Origin of the sequence: Burkholderia sp. IT-111MI5, from assembly GCF_949752865.1 — a bacterium.
In the GTDB taxonomy this organism is placed as follows: Bacteria; Pseudomonadota; Gammaproteobacteria; order Burkholderiales; family Burkholderiaceae; genus Burkholderia; species Burkholderia pyrrocinia_C.
In genome coordinates, this window is the sequence record NZ_CATKIF010000026.1 from 1 (window position 1) to 21,828 (window position 21,828).

Sequence of the window (21,828 nt, forward strand, 5' to 3'; positions counted from 1 at the left end):
AGCGTGCCTGCGTCGCGCGCGGCGCGGCGGCCGGCGCGGCCGGCTGGATCCAGGCAGATTCGTTGCGGTAAGTCATGTTTCCTCCGTGATTCCGTATGGCGGTTGTGCGCGCGCTTAGACGTGCAGCAGCAGATGGCGGCGTTCCCACGAGCTGATCACGCGGAAGAACGCTTCGTATTCGGTTTCCTTCAGCGCGAAATACGCCTTCAGGAACTTGTGGCCGAGGATCTCGCCGAGCGGCTCGCACGCGGCCATCAGCGTCAGCCCTTCCTCGAGGTTGCGCGGCAGCTGGTACGGCAGGTCGTAGCCGTCGCTGACGAGCGGCTCGGTCGGCTCCAGGCGCTGCGTCATGCCGAGGTAGCCGGCCGCGAGCGTCGCGGCGAGCGCGAGATACGGGTTGCAGTCGACGCCCGGGATGCGGTTCTCGATGCGGCGCGCCGACGGGCCCGAGTGCGGGATGCGGAAGCCGACCGTGCGGTTGTCGTAGCCCCACTGCACGTTGATCGGCGCGGCCATGAAGCGCGACAGCCGGCGATACGAGTTGATGTATGGCGCGAAGATCGGCATCAGCGCCGGCGTGTACTTCTGCAGCCCCGCGAGGTAGTTGTAGAACATCGACGTCGCGCCGCCGGTTTCCTGCGACGTGAACAGGTTCTGGCCCGTTTCCTCGTCGACGATGCTCTGGTGCACGTGCATCGCCGAACCCGGCTCGTCTTCCATCGGCTTGGCCATGAACGTCGCGTACATGTTGTGACGCAGCGCGGCCTCGCGCACCGTGCGCTTGAACAGGAACACCTGGTCGGCCAGCGACAGCGCGTCGCCGTGCATGAAGTTGATCTCCATCTGCGCGGCGCCGACTTCGTGGATCAGCGTGTCGATGTCGAGGTTCTGTGCTTCGCAGTACTCGTAGATGTCCTCGAACAGCGGATCGAACTCGTTGACGGCCTCGATCGAATACGACTGGCGGCCCGTTTCGGGGCGGCCCGTGCGGCCGACCGGTGGGCGCAGCGGCAGGTCGGGGTCCTTGTTCATGTCGACCAGATAGAACTCGAGCTCCGGTGCGACCACGGGCTTCCAGCCCTTCGCCTTGTACAGCTCGAGCACGCGGCGCAGCACGTAGCGCGGCGAGATCTCGACCGGCGAGCCGTCGAAGTGCACGCAGTCGTGGATCACCTGCGCGGTCGGATCGACGGCCCACGGGATCAGGCGGATGGTCGACTCGTCGGGCACGCACACCATGTCGGGATCGGTCACGCCGGTCAGCGAGCCGTCTTCCGGATATTCGCCGGTGACGGTCTGCACCATCACGGCCTGCGGCAGCCGCATCGACTCGCCGGACGTGAACTTGTTGCGCGGCGTGATCTTGCCGCGCGCGATGCCGGCCATGTCGGGAATGATCGCCTCGACTTCGGTGATCCGGTGTTGCTTCAGAAAACTTTCGATGTCTTGCATGTCTGTTCTCGTAAGTGGGTCGGCGCGCTCAGGCGAGCGCGGCGGCGGCCGTGGCGCGCGTGCGGGCAGTGCGGCGGACGCGGCAGGCGTCGCCGAAGGCGCGGAAGATCGCGCTCGACAGCGGATCCTGCGCATGCCGCCATTCCGGGTGCCATTGCACGGCGAGTGCGAAAGCCGGGGCATCGACGACGCTGACGGCCTCGATCAGGCCGTCCGGCGCGACGGCCTCGACGGCGAGGCCGGAGCCGAGCTGCGCGATGCCCTGCTGGTGCAGCGAGTTCACACGCACTTCATCGCGGCCGCCGGCGAGCGCATGCAGCTTGCCGCCGGGCGTCAGGTGCACGACGTGTGCGGGGCCGTATTGCGTGTCCATCGGCGCGGCGTTGTCCTCGCGGTGATCGGCGAGGCCCGGCACTTCGTGCACGCGCTGATGCAGCGTGCCGCCGTAGACGACGTTCAGCTCCTGGAAGCCGCGGCAGACGGCGAGCACCGGCACGCCTGCGGCGATCGCCGCGCGCAGCAGCGGCAGCGTCGTCGCATCGCGTGCCGGGTCGTGCTTCGTGCCGGGTGCGCTCGGCTCGCCGCCGTACAGGTGCGGCTCGACGTTCGAGTAGCTGCCGGTAAACAGCAGGCCGTCGACCGTGTCGAGGATGTCGTCAGCCGACTGGCGCTCGCCGAGCGCGGGCAGCACCATCGCGAGCGCCTGCGCGCCGTCGACGATCGCGGCGACATATTTGTCGCCGACCGTATGCGACGCGTGTGCGCCGATTTGCGTGTGGTCGGCGGTGATGCCGACGAGGGGTTTCCTTTCCATGACGTCACTCAGTAATCCGTAGGGCTGTGGCGTGCGTCGTTTCGGATATTGCAAAACGCAGGCGCGACACGGCCCCGCAGCCTGGCGCAGAGCGCAAGGCCGCTGGTGAATGGGCGCAGCGGGATGACGTGGCGATCCGCGCTGCGCGCGACGATCAGGCCGTCGTTCGTTGGGTTGCGATACGTGACGCGGGCGACGCGGCAACGAATGCGCGAACGCGTTCCGTCACCGCATGGACGATGCGGTTGGCGAATCGGCAGACGAAACGAACGACGTAAAGAAAGGAGAGGCGCTACGGCAGCAGCGACGCCACTTCGTCGGTATCGACGGCGACGAATGCGCGTGCGGAAACGGCGTTGTGGCGCCGAACGGAACGACGGGACAGGATGGTGTAGATCGACAGATGCTGCAGGCGAGGACTATGCCAGCCGCAACTGCCATCGGAAGGGGACGCCGCGCTGCGCGAACTTCGCGCCACGCTTCGATCCCACCTCACCAGAGGGCCACGGACTCTCACGATTACACTCGACTGGGTTGTTGAAAGTATTGAACACCTGACCGTTTCGACGCGCTGGGCGTTTAAAATAATCAAGGCGCCGGTTACGCGTCATTTACATTGATGGGCATCAATTTTTGCGTTGCAATAACGCGTTTTGCTGCCTGTGAAAGCCAAATGACGCTGACCTGAGAGCCAGCATATACGAGCCAAAAACGGCGTCAAATGTTTTTTAACGGTCCCGTATCAGGGCTTTCCCGAGCAGTGAAAACAAAAGATTCGCAAAAGGAATAATCGGCAAGGTGTTCATTATTTCGAACGCCTTTCAGGGTTTTCCCCGCTGATGCACGGCATAAAGTGATTAGAATATTCAACGGCTGTCCACCGCGTCGTTTCACTTTGTCATCGCACTTATCGTGTCCGAAACCGAATCGATGTCCACCGAAGTCGCCGAGCGCCTGCGTTTCGTGCGCAACAAGCATGGCCTGTCGCAGCGCGAACTCGCGAAGCGCGCCGGCGTGACCAACGGCACGATCTCGCTGATCGAACAGGGCCGCGTGAGCCCGTCGGTCGGCTCGCTGAAGAAGCTGCTCGAATGCATCCCGATGAGTCTCGCGGAGTTCTTCACGTTCGAGCTCGTCGAATCGCGCACGGTCGTATCGCGTCGCGACGAGATGCCGAACCTCGGCAACGACACGCTCGCGTTTCATCTGGTCGGCGCGAGCGTGAAGGATCGCAACATGTGCATCCTGCGCGAGATCTACCAGCCGCATGCCGATACGGGGCCCGAGATGCTCGTGCACGCGGGGCACGAGGGCGGCGTCGTCGTGTCGGGCCGGCTCGAGCTGACCGTCGACGGCGCGACGTGGCTGCTCGACCCCGGAGACGGCTACTACTTCGAAAGCCGTTTGCCGCACCGTTTTCGCAATCCCAGCGCGGAACAGATCTGCGAGGTCGTCTCGGCCAATTCGCCGGCAACCTTCTGACCGCGCGTCACCGCATTCGCGGCCGGCCGCGCATGATGCGCGCGGCGCGTCGCACCGCGAATGCCACAACATAAGGCATCCTGATGAACAAGTTGACTTTGGCTGACTGGCAGGACAAGGCGGCGTCGCTCGAGATCGAAGGGCGCGCATTCATCGACGGCGCGTTGCGCGACGCGCACGGCGGCAAGACATTCGACTGCGTGAGCCCGATCGACGGCCGCGTGCTGGCGAAGGTCGCCGAATGCGGCGAAGCCGACGTGAACGCGGCGGTGGCGGCCGCGCGCCGCGCGTTCGACGCGGGCGTGTGGGCCGGCCTGAACCCGCGTGCGCGCAAGGCAGTGCTGCTGCGCTGGGCCGCGCTGATGCACGAGCATCTCGACGAGCTGTCGCTGCTCGAGACGCTCGACGCGGGCAAGCCGATCGGCGACACGACGACGGTCGACGTGCCGGGCGCCGCATATTGCGTCGAGTGGTTTGCGGAAGCGATCGACAAGGTCGGCGGCGAAGTCGCACCGGCCGATCATCACCTCGTCGGCCTCGTCACGCGCGAGCCGGTCGGCGTGGTGGCGGCCGTCGTGCCGTGGAACTTCCCGATCCTGATGGCCGCATGGAAGTTTGGCCCCGCGCTCGCGGCCGGCAACAGCGTGGTGCTGAAGCCGTCGGAGAAATCGCCGCTGACCGCGATCCGCGTCGCGCAGCTCGCGTACGAAGCCGGCATCCCGGCAGGCGTGTTCAACGTCGTGCCGGGCGCGGGCGAACCCGGCAAGCTGCTCGCGCTGCATCGCGACGTCGACTGCATCGCGTTCACCGGCTCGACGGCGGTCGGCAAGCTGATCATGCAGTACGCCGCGCAGTCGAATCTGAAGCGCGCATGGCTCGAACTCGGCGGCAAGTCGCCGAACATCGTGCTGCCCGATTGTCCCGATCTCGATCGCGCTGCGCAGGCTGCGGCCGGCGCGATCTTCTACAACATGGGCGAGATGTGCACGGCCGGCTCGCGGCTGCTCGTGCATCGCGACATCAAGGACGTATTCATCGAGAAGCTCGTGGCGGCCGCGCGGGCTTACGTGCCCGGCAATCCGCTCGATCCGTCGGTGTCGATGGGCGCGATCGTCGACGGCATCCAGCTCGAGCGCGTGCTCGGTTATATCGAGGCGGGGCGCAGCGAAGGCAGGCTCGTCACGGGTGGTGCGCGCGTGAAGGCGGAGACGGGCGGCTTCTATGTCGAGCCGACGGTGTTCGAGGTGAAGCCCGACGCGAAGATCGCGCGCGAGGAGATCTTCGGGCCCGTGCTGTCGGTGATCGTGTTCGACGACGTCGACGAGGCCGTGCGGATCGCTAACGACACCGAATACGGGCTGGCCGCGGCCGTATGGACGTCGAACCTGACGACCGCGCACGACGTGTCGCGCCGGCTGCGCGCGGGCACGGTGTGGGTGAACTGCTACGACGAGGGCGGCGACATGAACTTCCCGTTCGGCGGCTACAAGCAGTCGGGCAACGGCCGCGACAAGTCGCTGCATGCGCTCGAGAAGTACACCGAGCTGAAGTCGACGCTGATCCGGCTGCGCTGACGCGATGCCGCGGGCGCATCGCCGTTTGGCAGTGTGCCCGCAGCCCGCGTTATGCGGTGCGCAGCGCGGGGTGGAAGCCGGCGGCTTCGATGATCGACTGCACGCGCTCGGCGCCTTGCGCCGATTCGACCTTGACGATCTTTGCCGCGACGTCGATGTCGAGCTTCGCGGCGGGATCGGCGGCCGTCACCGCGCGCGTGATTGCATTGGCGCAGCCGCCGCAGGTCATGTCCTGGACTTCGAATTCCATCGTGTTCTCCTGAGTGGACGATTGACGAACATGGCCAGCATGAAGCTTGCCATGGTGGGAAGGTCAAGCGCATTCATGCAGCCGGATGCATGCGTTGTCGCCCGGCGCGGCGAAATGATTCGTCAGGGTGAGGTCAGACAAATAGAAGGGCAGTCGCATGTGTCAGTCGGAATCTTTCCCGATTGACTCGGATGCGCGGCCGTCGCCGTGCGATGAGCGCCTTGCCTGGCAAGGCGCGGCACGCACTTGTGAAGCGCTATCTCCATAATGCCGGTAAGGGTACGCGATATGGAAATGCGAATCGATCTTAGTATCAATATTCTTCGATATTTCATTTCATTACACACATGAACCGTTTCGCACTGGGTTTCGCCGCTGTCCTGCTGGGCGCGTCGGCCGCCACCGCATTCGCCGCCGACGACGTCGTCAACCTGACGCTGAAGGACCACAAGTTTTCGCCCGATGGCGTGACGATTCCGGCCGGCAAGAAAGTGAAGTTCGTCGTGAAGAACCTCGATGCGACGCCCGCGGAATTCGAGAGCGACGACTTCAAGGCCGAGAAGGTGATTCCCGCCGGCAAGTCGGCCGAGATCCTGGTCGGGCCGCTGAAGGCCGGTACCTACGAGTTTCACGACGAGTATCACGAAGCGCAGTCGAAGACCCACCTGACCGTCAAGTAAGCGAATCCCGCCATGCTGTCTACCGCGCTGATTGTCTTTCGTGAAGTGCTCGAGGCCGCGCTGGTGGTCTCGATCGTGATGGCCGCCACGAAGGGCGTGCCGCGGCGCGGCTGGTGGGTCGGCGGCGGGCTCGTCGGCGGCGTGGTCGGCGCGGGCCTGATCGCGGCGTTCGCCGACGTGATCTCGCAGTGGGCGTCCGGCATGGGGCAGGAGGTCTTCAACGCGGGCGTGATGTTCGTCGCGACGCTGATGCTGGCCTGGCACTGCATCTGGATGAGCCGGCACGGCCGCGAGATGGCGCTGCACATGGGCGAAGTCGGCCGGGCCGTCGCGGCCGGCAGCCGGCCGCTGACGGGGCTGGCGATCGTGGTCGGCGTCGCGGTGCTGCGCGAAGGCTCCGAGGCCGTGCTGTTCCTGTACGGCATCGCCGCGGGCGATCCGGGGCAAACGCCGCAGATGATCGTCGGCGGGCTGCTCGGCGTGCTCGGCGGCGCCGGGCTCGGTTATGCGATGTATGCGGGGCTGCTGCAGATTCCGCTGAAGCGGCTGTTCTCCGTCACTAACGGGCTGATCGTGCTGCTGGCGGCCGGGATGGCAAGCCAGTGCGTCGGTTTCCTGCTGGCGGCCGGCTTCGTGCCGTCGTGGGGCGACGCGATCTGGGACACGTCGTGGCTGCTGAAGGAGTCGAGCATCGTCGGCAAGGCGCTGCATACGCTGATCGGCTATACCGCGCGTCCGGCGGGCATCCAGATTGCCGCGTACGTCGCGACGCTGGCGGCGATCGTCGTGCTGATGCGGCTCGTCGGTCGTCCGCAGGTGACGGTGAGGCCGCCGCGGCATGCCGCGTGAGTTTTCCCGGATTTGAACGATAGAAGGGGCGTCCATGACGCCCCTTCTTTCGTTTGCGGCTCGCGGTCAGCCCGCGGTCGGCTGCGCGCCGGTCAGCGGTGGCTGTCGATCCACGCGCGGGCCCATTCGAGCCCGGCCTCGCGCGCGTCGTCCTCGGTGTCGAATACGCCGAGCACGCCGGACGCTTCGACGAGCTTGTTGTTCTGCGTGATCGTGCCGCTCGCCGCGAAGCGTTCGGGCTGCAGGATCTCGTCCTGCTGCAGGATCGCGTGGCCCCAGATCTGGTAGCCGAGGTAGGTTTGCGCTTCCATTATCGAGTCACCTCCGCGGAGCGGTTGTGCGTGCCGACCCGCAGCACGTTGCCATCCGGCGTGTATTGCCGCGGGATGTCGGAGAAATTGAGCGCATGCGTTTCGTCGGGGCCGGCAGGCTGCATCACCGTGAGACGGCCCGGCGCGGGCTGCGCGACGGGGTGCGGGGCGGCCGGCGCCTCGGCCGCGGCGGGCGGGCGAGGCGAGCCGGCTTTCACGGTTTGCGTGACTCGACGCTTGTGCGGCTTCGCGGCGGCTTTCGGCGTTGCGCTCGCGTGCTTCTCGGCGCTCTTGCCGGCGCGCGCGTCGGCGCTCGCGTGTGCGGCCGGTGTACGGGCTTCCGGCGTATGCGCCGCCGGCTTCCGCGCCTCGGGCGGGTTCCAGACCTCGACGTAGTGCTCGGCGGCCCAGCCCGTCGACGCGAACGTCAGCGCCAGCAATCCGCATCCAAACAGTCTTACCATTGTCTCTCCGTCATATTCGTTGCGGCTCGCGTCGCGGTGTCCGGTGCGGACCGCGTTCGGTCGGCCGCTTATGCGCATTCGGGGAAGCCGGCTCAGGAGAACACCTCGAGCCCGTGTTTCTCGACGATCTGGAGCATCCGCGCGGCGATGCCGCTCGGCCGTTTGTCGCCCTGTTCCCATTGGCGGATCGTCGACGTCGTCGTATTCAGGTAGAGCGCGAACACGCTCTGGCTGACGTTGACGGATTTGCGGATGCGGGCGATCGCTTGCGGATCGAACTGCGGGGCGGCTTCGATGCAGAGATCGTCGTATTCGCGCATCGTTTTCTTGTCGATCAGGTTTGCGCGATAGAGGCCCGACGCGGCGCTGTGGATCGCCTCCGTTGCGTCGCTCTTGAATCGACTCTTGGCCATTGCAAATCTCCACAAGCTCTTTCAGTGCGATCAGCGTCGCGATATCGGCGTCGGTGCGGCGCCCGACATCCACGGCGAGCTTTCTGAAGGCGCGCAGTTCGCGTTCGTCGATGTCGTCCCTGTCGCGTTTTTCGAACAGGAACACGAAAACCCACGCCTGCCCGACCTTGCTCAGCACGATCCCGCGCTGCCGATTCCCGTCCAGGCGCTTTTTCCAGACGTTGCCGCCGAGCTCGACGCCCTGGCCGCGCGCCAGTTCCCGCGCGGCGCGGCAGAGTTCGGCATCGGCGATTCCTGCTTTTCTGGCTGCCTTGTGAAACCACTTCGTCTTGAAGACGCGTCGTACGGAAGCAGGCATGTCGGGCCGGTCGAGTTAGCACAGGATTATATACCACTACGTGGTACATATTTCGACCTGGCCGAATGGCCTGCTTCCCACCGATACGCGGCCGGGACGGCCCGGCGGGGGCCATCCCGATCGTCCTGCCTTACTCCACCGTCACCGATTTCGCGAGGTTCCGCGGCTTGTCGACGTCGGTGCCGCGCGCGCACGCGGTGTGATACGCGAGCAGCTGCAGCGGCACGACGTGCAGGATCGGCGACAACTGCCCGTAGTGTTCCGGCATCCGGATCACGTGCAGGCCGTCGTCGTTGACGATCTGCGTATCGGCATCGGCGAACACGTACAGCTCGCCGCCGCGCGCCCGCACTTCCTGCATGTTCGACTTCAGCTTCTCGAGCAGCGTGTCGTTCGGCGCGACCGTGACGACCGGCATCGCTTCCGTGACGAGCGCGAGCGGCCCGTGCTTCAGTTCGCCGGCCGGATAGGCCTCGGCATGGATGTACGAGATTTCCTTCAGCTTCAGCGCGCCTTCGAGCGCGATCGGGTAGTGCAGCCCGCGGCCGAGGAACAGCGCGTTTTCCTTGCGCGCGAATTCCTCCGACCACGCGATGATCTGCGGCTCGAGCGCGAGCACGCTGTTCAGCGCGGCCGGCAGGTGGCGCAGCTGCTTCAGGAATTGCGCTTCCTGCGCGGCGTCGACGTGCCCGCGCAGCTTGCCGAGCGTCGCGGCCAGCACGAACAGCGCGACGAGCTGCGTCGTGAACGCCTTCGTCGACGCGACGCCGATCTCGGTGCCCGCGTGCGTCAGGAACTGCATCTCGGTCAGGCGCACCATCGCGCTCGTCGCGACGTTGCAGACCGCGAGCGTATGCGTATGGCCGAGCGACTGCGCATGCTTGAGCGCCGCGAGCGTGTCGGCCGTCTCGCCCGACTGCGAGATCACGAGCACGAGCTGGCGCGGGTTCGGCACCGATTCGCGGTAGCGGTACTCGCTCGCGATCTCGACCTGGGTCGGGATCTTCGCGATCGATTCGAGCCAGTACTTCGCGGTGAGGCCCGAGTAGTAGCTCGTGCCGCACGCGAGGATCAGCAGGCTGTCGATGTCCGCGAACGCGGCGGGCGCGGCGTCGCCGAACAGCGTCGCGTCGAAGGCTTCGGTCTGCGGCACGGTATCGCCGATCGCGCGCGGCTGCTCGAAGATTTCCTTCTGCATGAAGTGGCGATACGGGCCCAGCTCGACCGCGCCGCCGTAGGCGCTGACGACGCGGATTTCGCGCTGCACGGTGGCGCCGTGGCGGTCGACGATCTTCACGCCGTCGAGCGACAGCTCGCACACGTCGCCTTCCTCGAGGAACGTGAAGCGGTCGGTGCTGCCGGCGAGCGCGAGCGCATCGGACGCGAGGAAGTTCTCGCCGTCGCCGTGGCCGACGACGAGCGGCGAGCCCTGGCGCGCGCCGACGACGGTGTGCGGCTGGTCCTTGTGGATCACGGCGATCGCATATGCGCCGTGCAGCTGCTGCACGGCTTCGCGCACCGCGTCGAACAGGTTGCCGCGGTACAGGCTGTGCACGAGGTGCGCGATCACTTCGGTGTCGGTCTGCGACACGAATTCGTAGCCCTTCGCGCGCAGCGCTTCGCGCAGCGGCTCGAAGTTCTCGATGATGCCGTTGTGGACGAGCGCGAGCGCGTCCGACGAGAAGATCGGGTGCGCGTTGTGCGTGACGGGCGCGCCGTGCGTCGCCCAGCGCGTATGCGCGACGCCGGTCGTGCCTTCGAGGTGCGATTCGCGCACCTGCGCGTCGAGATCGGCGACGCGCGCGACGCTGCGCGCGCGCTTCGGCGCGCCCGGCTCGAGCACGGCGACGCCGCACGAGTCGTAGCCACGGTATTCGAGGCGCCGCAATCCTTCGATCAGCACCGGGACGATATTACGCTGCGCAACTGCGCCGACAATGCCGCACATGAATGGTCAATCCTGTAGGTCGACGCGGGCGCCATCGGGGCGCCCGCAAAGGGTTCAGCTCTTCTTCTTGACCGGGCGGACGTAGCCGCTCTTCGTCGTCTGGGTCTTCTCGTTCAATACGAGCAGGCCGTCGGCAACGTCCTTCCAGATCGTCGTGCCGGCCGCGACCGTCACGCCGCGGCCGACGCGCACGGGCGCGACGAGCTGCGTGTCGGAGCCGACGAACACGTCGTCCTCGATCACGGTGCGGAACTTGTTCGCGCCGTCGTAGTTGCAGGTGATCGTGCCCGCGCCGATGTTCACGCGCGCGCCGATGTCGGCATCGCCGATGTACGCGAGGTGGTTCGCCTTCGAGCCGTGGCCGATCACCGCGTTCTTCACCTCGACGAAGTTGCCGACGTGCGCTTCGTCCGCGAGCTGCGCGCCGGGGCGCAGCCGTGCGTACGGGCCGATCACGGTGTTCGCGCCGAGCTCGGCGCCGTCGATGTGCGTGAACGCGTCGATGCGCGTGCCGGCGCCGACCGACGCGTTGCGGATCACGCAGTTCGCGCCGATCGTCACGTTGTCGGCGAGCGTCACGTTGCCTTCGAACACGCAGTTCACGTCGATCGACACGTCGCGGCCGCAGCGCAGCGTGCCGCGCACGTCGATGCGCGCCGGATCGGCGAGCGTGACGCCGTCGACGAGCAGCGCATCCGCGACAGTGCGCTGGTGGATGCGCTCGAGCTCGGCGAGCTGCGCCTTGCTGTTCACGCCGAGCGTTTCCCATTCGTCGTCGGGCTGCGCCGTGACGACCTCGAAGCCGGCCTCGATCGCGAGCTCGACGACGTCGGTCAGGTAGTACTCGCCCTGCGCGTTTTCGTTCTTCAGCGCGCCGAGCCACATCGACAGCTGGGCCGTGGGCGTGACGATGATGCCGGTGTTGATCTCGGCAATCTTCAGCTCTTCCGGCGACGCGTCCTTCTGCTCGACGATGCGCGTGACGAAGCCTGCCGCGTCGCGCACGATGCGGCCATAGCCGGTCGGATCGTCGAGCGTGACGGTCAGAATTCCGTAGCGGCCGTCGCGCGCGGCGTCGACGAGATGCCGCAGCGTCGACGCGCGGGTGAGCGGCACGTCGCCGTACAGCACGAGCGTCGGCTGCGCGGGATCGAGCAGCGGCAGCGCCTGGCGCACCGCGTGGCCGGTGCCGAGCTGCTCGGCCTGCACCGCGAACTGGACGTCGGGTGCGGCGACGGCAGCCTGGACCCGCTCGGCGCCGTGACCGACGACGACGACGAGCCGGGACGGCTGCAGCGTGCGCGCGGTGTCGATGACGTGGGAGAGGAGCGGCCTGCCGGCCAGGGGGTGAAGCACTTTCGGCAGCGCGGAGCGCATGCGCTTGCCGGTGCCTGCCGCCAAAATCACGATATTCATGGCGCCAGCTTGTCAGAGGAGTTCGAAGCCGTCCATTTTAGCATGCGGCCCCTGTCGTTCCGGGCCTGTCGCGGCGGGGCGACAGCGCCGGGAAAGGGCTGGGCGGCCCCGTTCCGGCGGGTCTTCCGACCCCGCTTACAGGTCGTCGAACTGGACGATCGAGATCGGTTGGGCGGCGCCCGGCGCCGCGGCGTCGTCGCCCGACGCGCACGGTTCCTCGTCGAACGCGATGTCGCCCTGCGGATCGGCTTCGCCGGTCGCGCGCAGCGACGTGAACGGGAACAGCGTCGTATCCATCAGGTGCGACGGCACGACCTTCGCGAGCGCGTTGAACATGTTCTCGACGCGGCCCGGGAAGCGCTTGTCCCATTCGCGGATCAGCGCCTTCATTTCCGCGCGCTTCAGGTTCGGCTGGCTGCCGCACAGGTTGCACGGGATGATCGGGAATTCGCGCAGCTCCGCGTATTTCTCGAGATCGGTTTCCTTCACGTACGCGAGCGGGCGGATCACGATGTTCTTGCCGTCGTCCGACTGCAGCTTCGGCGGCATCCCCTTCAGCTTGCCGCCGTAGAACATGTTGAGCAGCAGCGTCTGCACGATGTCGTCGCGGTGGTGGCCGAGCGCGATCTTGGTCGCGCCGAGCTCGCCGGCCACGCGGTACAGGATCCCGCGGCGCAGCCGCGAGCACAGCGAGCAGGTCGTCTTGCCCTCGGGCACGAGCCGCTTGACGATGCTGTAGGTGTCCTGGTTCTCGATATGGAACGGCACGCCGACCTGCTTCAGGTACTCGGGCAGCACGTGCTCGGGGAAGCCCGGCTGCTTCTGGTCGAGGTTCACCGCGACGATGTCGAAGTCGATCGGCGCGCGCTCGCGCAGGCGCAGCAGCACGTCGAGCATCGCGTAGCTGTCCTTGCCGCCCGACAGGCAGACCATCACCTTGTCGCCGTGCTCGATCATGTTGTAGTCGCCGATCGCCTGGCCGACCTGGCGCACGATCCGCTTGAACAGCTTGTTGTTCTCGTACGCTTCCTTCTGCTCGCGGCGCGTCAGCGCCTGGCGGCCGGCCGGGGCGGCCGCGTCGAGGGTGGCGGCGTCGGCCGCCGTGTCGTTCATGTGGGGGGCGTTCATGCGCGCTCCTCGTCCTTGATGCGAAAGACTTCGACGCCGACGGCGTCGCAGTCCGGATAGGCGTCCGGTTTCTCGGTACAGACGCGTACCGCGCGCACGGCATCGTGCGCCAGCAGGTGCGCGGCGATCGCATCGCACAGCGTTTCCTGCAGGTGGATGTGGCCGCGCGCGATGCATTGCGCGACGCTCTGCTTCATCAGGTCGTAGTCGACGACTTCATGGAGACGATCGTCGACGGGGGTGGACAGCGCGAGCGGCACGAACAGGTCGACGTTGATGACGACGCGCTGCTCGCCGCGCTTCTCGTGTTCGAAGGCACCGATGTTGATGTGCACCTCGTAATCGCGCAGGTAGAGCCTGCGGCAATCCGCGAGGCGGGGGTGCAGGAGAGCGGAAAACATGGTCGTCCCAGTCAAATTGGCGTGCGCGCACGCAAAGCGGCGCGGGCGGCGGCAGTCAGGCCGCGCGCCCGCGGTTCATTCATTCGGGCCGGCGGCGGGCGGCACGAGGTGCTCGCCGCCGTCGACGGTCAGCGTCGCGCCCGTGACGCCGGGCGCGCTCGCGAGATAGCAGGCGGCCGTCGCGATGTCGTCCGCGTGCGCCGCGTGGCCGCGCACCAGCGCCGCGACCCGCACCTTCGGCGCGAGCGCCAGCGCCAGCGCCGACGTCGCGCGGTTCAGCGCGGCCTGCATCAGCGCGTGCGACAACTGCGCCGGCGCCGGGTGAAACAGCGCCTGGTCCAGCACGTGGATCGCGCACGCGCGCAGCGCTTCGTGTTCGCGCGCGGCGTCGGGCGTCGCATCGGCGAGCGCGCGGGCGAGCGCGAGCGGCGCCGTCACGTTGCGCGCGAGCGCGGCGGCGAGCGACGCGCCGTCCACCGTGAGCGCGTCGTCGGCGCCCGCACTGGCACTCACGAACACCGCGCACGCCGGCCGGCCGAGCGCCGCGCCGCACGCGGCGACCAGTGCGGCCGCGTCGGTTTCCAGGGCCAGATCGGCGTCGAGCACGGCCGCGCGGCGGCCGAGCGCCGCGACTTCGGCAACGATCGCATCGGCGGCCGCGTGCGGCGCGCCGTGGCTGCGCTGCAGCGCGACGTCCCAGCCGCGGCGCGCGAATTCCGTTGCGAGCGCACGACCGATCGACGCGGCGTCGGCCGCGCTGCCCAGGGCGCCCGCGACGAGCACCACGCGCAGGGTCGACGTATCGGCTGAAACGGTCATTTACAATGCCGGGATGAACCCGAAAGCTCACGAACCCGCTAGTTTACCTGCTCCCGGCCCTGACGCGCTCGCGCAGTCCGAAACCCTTGCCGCGCAACTGCGCGACGAGATTGCGGCGGCCGGCGGCTGGCTGCCGTTCGACCGTTTCATGGAGCGTGCGCTGTACGCGCCGGGCCTCGGTTATTACAGCGGCGGCGCACGCAAGTTCGGGCGCCGCGCCGACGACGGCAGCGACTTCGTCACCGCGCCCGAGCTGTCGCCGCTGTTCGCGCAAACCCTGGCGCAACCGGTCGCGGAAGCGCTCGCGGCGAGCGGCACGCGCCGCGTGATGGAATTCGGCGCCGGCACGGGCAAGCTCGCGGCCGGGCTGCTCGCGGCGCTCGACGCGCTCGGCGCCGCACTCGACGAATACCTGATCGTCGACCTGTCCGGAGAACTGCGCGAACGGCAGCGCGACACGATCGCGGCCGCCGCGCCGGCGCTCGCCGCGAAGGTGCGCTGGCTCGACGCGCTGCCCGAGCGGTTCGAGGGCGTCGTGGTCGGCAACGAGGTGCTCGATGCGATGCCGGTGCGGTTGTTCGCGAAGGCGGACGGCGCATGGCACGAGCGCGGCGTCGCGCTCGACGCGCGGCACGCGTTCGTGTTCGAGGACCGGCCGGCCGCGCCGGCCAGCCGGCCGCCGGTGCTCGCGGGGCTTATCGACGATGTCGCCGACGGCTACGTGACCGAGACGCACGAGGCCGCGCTGGCGTTCACGCGCACCGTCTGCACGATGCTCGCGCGCGGCGCGGTGCTGCTGGTCGACTACGGCTTTCCCGCGCACGAGTACTACCATCCGCAGCGCGACCGCGGCACGCTGATGTGCCACTACCGCCACCACGCGCACGACGATCCGTTCCTGTACCCGGGCCTGCAGGACATCACCGCGCACGTCGAATTCACCGGCATCTACGACGCGGCCGTCGCCGCCGGCGCCGACCTGCTCGGCTACACGTCGCAGGCGCGCTTCCTGCTGAACGCGGGCATCACCGACGCGCTGGCCGCGATCGATCCGTCCGACATCCGGCAGTTCCTGCCGGCCGCGAATGCGGTGCAGAAGCTGATCTCCGAAGCCGAGATGGGCGAGCTGTTCAAGGTGATCGCTTTTTCGCGCGGCATCGACGGCACGCTCGACGCGTTCGCGCGCGGCGACCGCTCGCACGTGCTCTGAGGCCGGCATGCTGCGCTGGCTGATGACGTCGTTCGTCGCGGTGATGATCCTGACGCGCTGCTGGCCGTGGCTCGGCAAGCTCGGCATCGGGCGGATGCCGGGCGACGTCACGCTGACGCTCGGCGGGCGGCGCTACCCGTTCCCGTTCATGTCGACGCTGGTGCTGACGATGCTGGTATCGATGGTGGCGCGGCTGCTCTGAGCCGCGCCGGAAAGGGCGGTGCGCGTTACATCTCGATCTCGCCGAGGATCCGGTGCGCGAGCGCCTTCGCCTCGTCGAACGCTTCTTCCTCGCTGGGGCTCGTCGAGTGGACGTCGTAGCGCGTGTTCTCGGTGTCGTCCCCGTCGTCCCGCGCGAGGATCACGTAACCCTGGAACTGCCCGTTGGCCGAATGCTGGGTATGCGCCTTGGCCGTGTAGATGCCCTTCGTGAACGTGTTCGTGTCCATCGTGCCTCTCCCGCAAAAGGACACTTCATCGTAGCACTGCGGCGCAGCATGTACAGCGCGGCTTATTGGTGACCGAACGGTGTCCGGTCGCGGTGTCCGGTCGCGGCGGCCGGTCAGCGCCCGGTCGCCGTCCGATCATCCTTCGACGATCAGCCCTCGATCAGCGCGACGACCTCGTCGAGCGTCGGCGCGTGCGCGCCCGTGTGCCGGCACGCGGCGGCGCCCGCCGCCAGCGCGAACGCGAGATGCTCGCGCCACGCTCGCTGCGGCGCGGCCATCAGGCTGAACAGCATGCCGCCGATCGACGCGTCGCCCGCGCCGACGGTGTCGGCCACCTCGACGCGCGGCGGGCTGGCCTCGTGCACGTCGCCGTCCGCATAGAGCGTCGCCGCCTGCGCGCCGCGCGTGACGAGCACGGCCGCGCGCGGGTTCAGCGCGCGCACCGCCGCGACCGCGTCGGGGCCGTCGCCGCCGAACAGGTGCCGCAGGTCCTCGTCGGACACCTTGATCAGGTCGGCGAGCGCAGCCATCTTCTCCAGCGTCGGCCGGTACGCGGCCGTCATCAGGTTGCGGACGTTCGGGTCGAAGCTGATCTTCACGCCGCGCGCGTGCAGGTCGGCCGCGAGCGCGGCCAGCGTGCCCGCGAGCGGTTCGCGCACGAGGCTGATGCAGCCGAAATGCGCCCATTTCACGTGGTCGGTCCAGCCGGCCGGCAGCCGCGCGGGATCGAACGCAAGATCGGCGCTCGCTTCGCCGATGAAGAAGTACGCGGGCGGGCGCGTCTCGTGGACGATCGCGAGCAGCGGCGGCCGTGCGACGCGCTGCAGGAAGCGCAGGTCGAGCCCGGCCGCGTCGCTCGTGCGCCACAGCACGTCGGAGAAGCAGTCCTCGCCGATCGAGCCCGCGAGCGCGCTCGGCACGCCGAGCCGCGCGACCGCGCGCGCGACATTCCAGCCGGCGCCGCCCGGCACCGACGTCCACTGCGCATCGCCCGCGCGCACCATGTCGGTCAGGATGTCGCCCGCCGACACGAAAGCCGGAAACGTGCCGCCGCTCATTGCGTCGGCTCGCTGCGCGCCGCGCGCGCGAGGGTCGCGAGCACGTCGTAGCACGCGCCCATCGTGTGATAGTCGGTCTTGCCGGCCGGGCTCTTCTCGTCGCTGTACTTGCGGTTGTCGCAGGTGAGGATCCGGTACCACGCGCCGTAGCGGTGATCGACGAAATGCGCCCAGCTATAGCGCCAGATCTCGTCGTACCAGTCCCAGAAGCGCTCGCTGCCGGTGCGCGCGCCGAGCATCGCGGCCGCCGCGAAGGTTTCCGCCTGCACCCAGAAGTACTTGTTGTGGTCGCAGATCGTGAAGTCGGGGCCGAAGCCGTAATACAGGCCGCCGTGATCGGCGTCCCATGCGTGCGTGAGCGCCGCGTCGAACAGTTCGGCCGCGCGCGGCACGAGCCAGTCGAGCGGGCGGTGCCGCTCGAGGATCAGCAGCAGCTTCGCCCATTCGGTCTGATGCCCGGGCTGGAAGCCCCACGGACGGAAGATGTTCGAGCTGTCTTCCTTGTTGTAGTCCCAGTCGACCGACCAGTCCGCATGGTAGTGCTCCCACACGAGCCCGCCCGACAGCGCGGCCTGGCGCTGCGTGACGTGGCTTGCGAGCTTTTCCGCGCGATCGAGGTACGTGAGGTGGCCGGTCGCCTCGTAGGCCGCGAGCAGCGCCTCCGTCATGTGCATGTTCGCGTTCTGGCCGCGGTACGACGACACGATCCAGTTCGGCGTCGCTTCGTCCGCATACAGGCCCGCGGCCGCATCCCAGAAGCGGTGCTCGGCCAGCTCGTAGGTCGCCGCGATCAGCGGACGCGCCTCGTCGATGCCGGCCATCGTCGCGTGCGCGGCCGCCAGCAGCACGAACGCGAGCCCGTAGCAGTGGCGCGTGCCGTCGAGCGTCGCGCGCTTCGCGCCGTCGCGCCAGTCGAGTTCCCAGTCGTAGCCCTGCAGTTCGTCGTCCCAGTGCGCGTCGCGCAGGAAGCGCAGCCCGTGGCGCGCGTAGTCGAGATGGCGCGGATCGCCGAAATGCCGGTACGCCATCGCGTAGTTGAAGACGAACCGGCAACTGCTGACGAGGTGGCGCGACGTGCGGTTGTAGATGCTGCCGTCGTCGCGGAAGTAGTGATAGAAGCCGCCCGTCGGGTCGTACGCGTTCGTCGCGTAGAAGCGCAGCGTGTCTTCGATATGCGACAGCAGGAACGACGGATCGCGGAAATTCGCGACGAGCGGCGCGGCTTGCGTGTGGGCGGCCGGCGCGGCCGTGCAGGGTTGGACCGGGGGCATGTTCATGATTCGGTGACCGTGGCGGTATCGAGTGCCGGAGAGCCGGCGGGCTGGCTGCTGGCCCGCACGATCAGCTCGACGGGCAGGGAGATCTCGGTGCGCTCGGGCGCTTCGGCGAGCAGCAGTTCGACGCCGCGGCGGCCGAGCGCTTCCTTGTCGACCGACAGCGTCGTGAGCGGCGGGCTCGCGTGCGCGGCGGCCGGGATGTTGTCGAAGCCGACGATCGCGATGTCGTCCGGAATCCGCAGGCCGCGTGCGGTGCACACGCGCTGCGCGGCCAGCGCGGCCGCGTCGTTGTATGCGAAGACGGCGTCGGGGCGCGGACCCGGCGCATCGAGCAATTGCTCCATCGCACGCGCGGCGCCCGTGTCGGGATCGAGCCCCGCGTCGATCGTCACCTCGTACGCGGGATCGAACAGCCGCCCGGCCTCGAAGAACGCGCGCCGGTAGCCGATCGCGCGCTGCGCGATGCTGTAGTGCGCGGGCGAACCGCCGATGAACGCGATCCGCGAGCGCCCGGTGGCGAGCAGGTGGCGCATCGCGAGCGCGGCGCCCGTCGCGTTGTCGATGTTGACCGAGCGCAGCCCGGGCGCCCACAGGTCGATCAGCACCAGCGGCCGGCCGGTCGCGGCGAGCGCCTCGATCGTCTCGGGCTCGATGAAGCCGGCCACCGCGATCGCGTCGGGCGCGTGCGGGCGCATCTGGCGCAGCACGTCGTCGTTCGGGCCGACCGTGAGCAGCGTCGGCACGATGCCGCGCTCGCGACATGCGTCCTCGACGCCGTGCAGCACGTGCGAGAAGAACGGGCTCGCGGGAAAGCGGTTGTGCTGGCGGTGCAGCAGGAAGGTGAGCCGGCGGATGCGCGGCCGCAACTGCGCGGGATCGTAGCCGAGCTGCTGCGCGATCTCGACGATGCGCGCACGCGTTGCTTCCGACAGGCCCGGCTGGTTTTTCAGCGCGCGGGAGACGGTGCCGATCGAGACCTCTGCCGCCCGCGCGACATCGCGAATGGTGGTGCCCATCGTTCGGGGTTCGGTTTGTTTAGGGTGAAAGCGATTGTATAGTAAAACATATCGCGAAATTCGGGCCGGATAACCGGGGAATACCCGTGAATAACGGGTTTTTAAGCGCTAATCTGCGAAAACGCCGTTACTAAAAATACTAAACAAAATGCGAAAAAGGCAAGGTAGTCGTGCGTGCATCCGGCGGCGCGGGCGACTGGCGGGAAAGGGGCGGGAAGAGGCCGGAAAGCGGGGTTGTTTCGATCGTCCGCGCAGCGTGCCCGGCGACCTGCACGGGCGGCCGGCAGCCGATGCGCAACGATTCGGCTGGTTGACGGGCGGGCGCCCGTCTCCGTCTCCGTCTCCGTCGCCCGGAGCGCAGCCGTATCCGCGCTCGACGATTGCCCGCCGTTCAGTCCGCCGCCACCGTCACCGCCGCGGCCGGCAGTTCGCCGCGATTGCGCAGCGCGGCGCGGCCCGCGTCGAGATCGACGACCGCGAGCCCGCCCGGCTGCTGTTTCGCGCGCCGCTTCGCGAGTGCCGCGACCGACGCGATCTCGTCGCTGCCGTAGCGCTTCGCGCCATGCGCGCCGGCCGGCACGCCGACCGCGCCGATCGCCATCGTCACGAAGCCGAAGAACGCCGGGTTGCCGTGTCGGTCCTCGCCGCGCAGCCCGCCTGCCTGCCGGTCGGCCTGCGTGTAGAAGCGCTGCGCGCCGTCGTTGAAGCGCGCGATCGCGTTGGTCGCGCGCACGTGCCAGTCGTCGCGCTGGAACAGCACGAGGAAATCGTCGCCGCCGACGTGCCCGAGAAAGTCGCGCTGCGGGTCGCACACGCCGGCCAGCACCGTCGCCGCGAACTTCAGCACTTCGTCGCCCTGCCAATAGCCGTACTGGTCGTTGAACGGCTTGAACTGGTTCAGGTCGACGTAGCACGCATGAAAGCCGGCATCGCGCTGGAGCAGGCGGTCGATATGCGCGCTGATCGGGATGTTGCCGGGCAGGAACGTCAGCGGGTTCGCGTAGCGCGCGGCTTCGATGCGCATCTCGGTCACCGCGCGCACGAGGCTCTCGCCGGTGCCGAGCCCGACGTAGCGGCCGTGTTCGGTGATCACGAAGCCATCCGCGAGATAGCGCTGGTCGTGGCTCGCGAGCAGCATCGCGAGCTGCTCGAACGTCGTCGCGTTGTCGATCATCAGCGGCGCGTCGTTCGCGAACTGCAGGCACGGCTTCTTCCCGAACACCTCGCGGTGATACGGCAGCGCGAAGCGGTCGATGAAGCCGCGGCGATTCACGAGCGCGACGGGCCGACCGCGTTCGACCAGCGCGACCGCGTGCAGGTCGGGCATCCGGTTGAACAGGTCGAGCACGTCGTTGCTGGTCGCGTCGCGCGGCAGGGCCGGCGCGGGGACCAGCATCTTCGCGGCGATCGTGCCGGCCGGCCGCACGGTGCGTGTCGCGCCGGGAAACACCGCAATGTGCGGCGCGCGGATCGCATCGCGCGCGGCCGGCGCGACGACCCGCGACGGCTGCGCGTCCGGTCGGCCGAGCAGGAAGCCCTGCACGCAGCAGATGCCCATGTCGCGCACGACGATCAGGTCGCATTCGTTCTCGATGCCTTCCGCGATCAGTTGCGCGCCGCTCGCCTGCGCGAAGTGCTGCATCGCCCTCACGGCCTCGAACTTGAGCGGGTCGCGCGCGATTTCGTGGATGAAGAAGCGGTCGATCTTCACGACGTCCGGATGCAGGCGCAGCCACAGGTTCATGCTCGCGTTCGCGGTGCCGTAGTCGTCGAGCGCGAACTGGATGCCCGCATCGCGCAGCGACGCGACCGCCGGCCCGATCTGCGCGACATCCGGTATCGCGTTCTGCTCGGTCAGCTCGATCACGATGCGCTCGGCGCGGACCCGCGCGCGGCCGAGGAACTGGCACGCGCGCTCGCGTTCGCTGGCGAGCTGCAGGATCGTGCCCGCGCTGAAATTGAGGAACAGCTTGCCGTCGCAGCCGAGCGCCGCGAACGCGTCGAGGCAGGTGAGCGCGGCGGCCTGTTCGAGCGCGATGGTCGCGCCTTCGCGCGCGGCTTGCGCGAACAGCGCGGCGGGCGGCTCGAGGTCGGTGCCGCGCGGGCCGCGTATCAGGCCTTCGTAGCCGACGACCGTCCCCGACCCGAGATCGACGATCGGCTGGAAAACGGCGGCGAGCGCGCGATCCGCGATCAGGCGCGTGATGCTGGCGGCAGCGGAGTCGGGGTGGAGCGCGGGCATGGGCGAGGGCAGCCGAATCGACGGGACGTCCGGCTTAACGGCAGCGCTCGCGGGGAATTGAATGAAGATTTCATGACGCGAGGGGCGCTGATGGTGCATCGCGTCGGGAGCGCACCGGTGCGCGTTTGGAAGGCGAAGAGGCGGGAAGCGGATGGCGGAGAGGCGGAGAGGCGGAGAGGCGGAGAGGCGGAGAGGCGGAGAGGCGGAGAGGCGGAGA

Annotated in this window: 23 protein-coding genes and 1 pseudogene; 6 read left to right on the top strand and 18 right to left on the bottom strand. The window is 68.1% G+C overall.

Going from position 1 to position 21,828, the window contains the following annotated elements:
• Positions 1–114 precede the first annotated feature (114 nt).
• From ACM6JT_RS21500 to ACM6JT_RS21510, 3 genes are all read right to left on the bottom strand, one after another.
• Positions 115–1,452: a glutamine synthetase family protein gene (locus ACM6JT_RS21500; protein ID WP_034179238.1), complete on the bottom strand. Its 1,338-nt coding sequence runs from the start codon at positions 1,450–1,452 to the stop codon at positions 115–117.
• Between the two features lie 28 nt (positions 1,453–1,480).
• Positions 1,481–2,266: a gamma-glutamyl-gamma-aminobutyrate hydrolase family protein gene (locus ACM6JT_RS21505; protein WP_243564979.1), complete on the bottom strand. Its 786-nt coding sequence runs from the start codon at positions 2,264–2,266 to the stop codon at positions 1,481–1,483.
• Between the two features lie 292 nt (positions 2,267–2,558).
• Positions 2,559–2,783: a hypothetical protein gene (locus ACM6JT_RS21510; protein WP_072437498.1), complete on the bottom strand. Its 225-nt coding sequence runs from the start codon at positions 2,781–2,783 to the stop codon at positions 2,559–2,561.
• A gap of 413 nt (positions 2,784–3,196) precedes the next feature.
• On the opposite strand from ACM6JT_RS21510, the gene ACM6JT_RS21515 reads away from it, so the two are divergent.
• Both ACM6JT_RS21515 and ACM6JT_RS21520 read left to right on the top strand, forming a co-directional pair.
• Positions 3,197–3,748: a cupin domain-containing protein gene (locus ACM6JT_RS21515; protein WP_034179449.1), complete on the top strand. Its 552-nt coding sequence runs from the start codon at positions 3,197–3,199 to the stop codon at positions 3,746–3,748.
• 83 nt (positions 3,749–3,831) lie between these two features.
• Positions 3,832–5,322 (top strand): aldehyde dehydrogenase, encoded by a 1,491-nt coding sequence (locus ACM6JT_RS21520; RefSeq protein ID WP_034179236.1) that lies wholly within the window; start codon positions 3,832–3,834, stop codon positions 5,320–5,322.
• A gap of 49 nt (positions 5,323–5,371) precedes the next feature.
• Here ACM6JT_RS21520 and ACM6JT_RS21525 read toward each other — a convergent pair whose 3' ends face one another.
• Positions 5,372–5,572 carry a heavy-metal-associated domain-containing protein gene (locus ACM6JT_RS21525; RefSeq protein WP_021162112.1) on the bottom strand — a complete coding sequence of 67 codons (201 nt, stop codon included), beginning with the start codon at positions 5,570–5,572 and terminating at the stop codon, positions 5,372–5,374.
• Between the two features lie 347 nt (positions 5,573–5,919).
• Between ACM6JT_RS21525 and ACM6JT_RS21530 the strand changes: the two genes are divergently transcribed.
• A complete protein-coding gene (locus tag ACM6JT_RS21530) occupies positions 5,920–6,252 on the top strand; it encodes a cupredoxin domain-containing protein (RefSeq protein ID WP_034179235.1) in 333 nt (110 codons plus the stop codon).
• Positions 6,253–6,264: 12 nt separating this feature from the next.
• Positions 6,265–7,101 carry an FTR1 family iron permease gene (locus ACM6JT_RS21535; protein WP_217590931.1) on the top strand — a complete coding sequence of 279 codons (837 nt, stop codon included), beginning with the start codon at positions 6,265–6,267 and terminating at the stop codon, positions 7,099–7,101.
• A gap of 92 nt (positions 7,102–7,193) precedes the next feature.
• On the opposite strand, the gene ACM6JT_RS21540 is transcribed toward ACM6JT_RS21535, so the two are convergent.
• The 9 genes and pseudogenes from ACM6JT_RS21540 to ACM6JT_RS21580 all read right to left on the bottom strand — a co-directional run bounded on the left by ACM6JT_RS21540 (position 7,194) and on the right by ACM6JT_RS21580 (position 14,359).
• Entirely contained in the window at positions 7,194–7,412 is a 219-nt protein-coding gene (locus ACM6JT_RS21540; protein WP_034179233.1) for a hypothetical protein, read from the bottom strand.
• On the bottom strand, positions 7,412–7,876 hold the full coding sequence (locus tag ACM6JT_RS21545) for a hypothetical protein (RefSeq protein WP_407971540.1): 465 nt from the start codon (positions 7,874–7,876) through the stop codon (positions 7,412–7,414). Before ACM6JT_RS21545 ends, ACM6JT_RS21540 begins: the two co-directional genes overlap by 1 nt.
• 92 nt (positions 7,877–7,968) lie before the next feature.
• Positions 7,969–8,289, bottom strand: a complete 321-nt coding sequence (locus tag ACM6JT_RS21550; protein ID WP_034179231.1) for a helix-turn-helix domain-containing protein — start codon at positions 8,287–8,289, stop codon at positions 7,969–7,971.
• Positions 8,285–8,647, bottom strand: a pseudogene (locus ACM6JT_RS21555) (type II toxin-antitoxin system RelE/ParE family toxin); the annotation flags it as partial. The pseudogene ACM6JT_RS21555 and the gene ACM6JT_RS21550, both read right to left, overlap by 5 nt.
• Positions 8,648–8,777: 130 nt before the next feature.
• Positions 8,778–10,595, bottom strand: coding sequence for a glutamine--fructose-6-phosphate transaminase (isomerizing) (glmS, locus tag ACM6JT_RS21560; protein WP_034179230.1), 1,818 nt, complete (start codon positions 10,593–10,595; stop codon positions 8,778–8,780).
• Positions 10,596–10,649: 54 nt separating this feature from the next.
• A complete protein-coding gene (gene glmU / locus ACM6JT_RS21565; RefSeq protein ID WP_217590930.1) occupies positions 10,650–12,011 on the bottom strand; it encodes a bifunctional UDP-N-acetylglucosamine diphosphorylase/glucosamine-1-phosphate N-acetyltransferase GlmU in 1,362 nt (453 codons plus the stop codon).
• Between the two features lie 135 nt (positions 12,012–12,146).
• Positions 12,147–13,139 carry a tRNA 2-thiocytidine(32) synthetase TtcA gene (gene ttcA, locus ACM6JT_RS21570; RefSeq protein WP_131946107.1) on the bottom strand — a complete coding sequence of 331 codons (993 nt, stop codon included), beginning with the start codon at positions 13,137–13,139 and terminating at the stop codon, positions 12,147–12,149.
• Complete coding sequence (locus ACM6JT_RS21575) at positions 13,136–13,540, bottom strand: dihydroneopterin aldolase (RefSeq protein WP_034179227.1); 405 nt, start codon at positions 13,538–13,540, stop codon at positions 13,136–13,138. The genes ttcA and ACM6JT_RS21575 overlap by 4 nt, the downstream gene beginning before the upstream one ends.
• Positions 13,541–13,615: 75 nt before the next feature.
• Positions 13,616–14,359, bottom strand: a complete 744-nt coding sequence (locus ACM6JT_RS21580; protein ID WP_175749001.1) for an SDR family oxidoreductase — start codon at positions 14,357–14,359, stop codon at positions 13,616–13,618.
• A 13-nt stretch (positions 14,360–14,372) separates the two neighbouring features.
• Here ACM6JT_RS21580 and ACM6JT_RS21585 point away from each other — a divergent pair, with 13 nt between their 5' ends.
• Positions 14,373–15,569, top strand: a complete 1,197-nt coding sequence (locus ACM6JT_RS21585; RefSeq protein WP_034179225.1) for a class I SAM-dependent methyltransferase — start codon at positions 14,373–14,375, stop codon at positions 15,567–15,569.
• A gap of 7 nt (positions 15,570–15,576) precedes the next feature.
• Complete coding sequence (locus ACM6JT_RS21590) at positions 15,577–15,771, top strand: DUF2905 domain-containing protein (protein WP_031399528.1); 195 nt, start codon at positions 15,577–15,579, stop codon at positions 15,769–15,771.
• Positions 15,772–15,796: 25 nt separating this feature from the next.
• Here ACM6JT_RS21590 and ACM6JT_RS21595 read toward each other — a convergent pair whose 3' ends face one another.
• The 5 genes from ACM6JT_RS21595 to ACM6JT_RS21615 form a co-directional block, all read right to left on the bottom strand.
• Entirely contained in the window at positions 15,797–16,018 is a 222-nt protein-coding gene (locus ACM6JT_RS21595) for a hypothetical protein (protein ID WP_034179224.1), read from the bottom strand.
• 149 nt (positions 16,019–16,167) lie between these two features.
• Complete coding sequence (locus ACM6JT_RS21600) at positions 16,168–17,076, bottom strand: carbohydrate kinase family protein (protein ID WP_034179223.1); 909 nt, start codon at positions 17,074–17,076, stop codon at positions 16,168–16,170.
• Entirely contained in the window at positions 17,073–18,353 is a 1,281-nt protein-coding gene (locus ACM6JT_RS21605) for an AGE family epimerase/isomerase (RefSeq protein ID WP_407970943.1), read from the bottom strand. The genes ACM6JT_RS21600 and ACM6JT_RS21605 overlap by 4 nt, the downstream gene beginning before the upstream one ends.
• Positions 18,350–19,369, bottom strand: coding sequence for a LacI family DNA-binding transcriptional regulator (locus ACM6JT_RS21610; RefSeq protein WP_034179221.1), 1,020 nt, complete (start codon positions 19,367–19,369; stop codon positions 18,350–18,352). The genes ACM6JT_RS21605 and ACM6JT_RS21610 overlap by 4 nt, the downstream gene beginning before the upstream one ends.
• Positions 19,370–19,760: 391 nt before the next feature.
• Positions 19,761–21,611, bottom strand: coding sequence for an EAL domain-containing protein (locus ACM6JT_RS21615; RefSeq protein WP_414857249.1), 1,851 nt, complete (start codon positions 21,609–21,611; stop codon positions 19,761–19,763).
• Positions 21,612–21,828 lie beyond the last annotated feature (217 nt).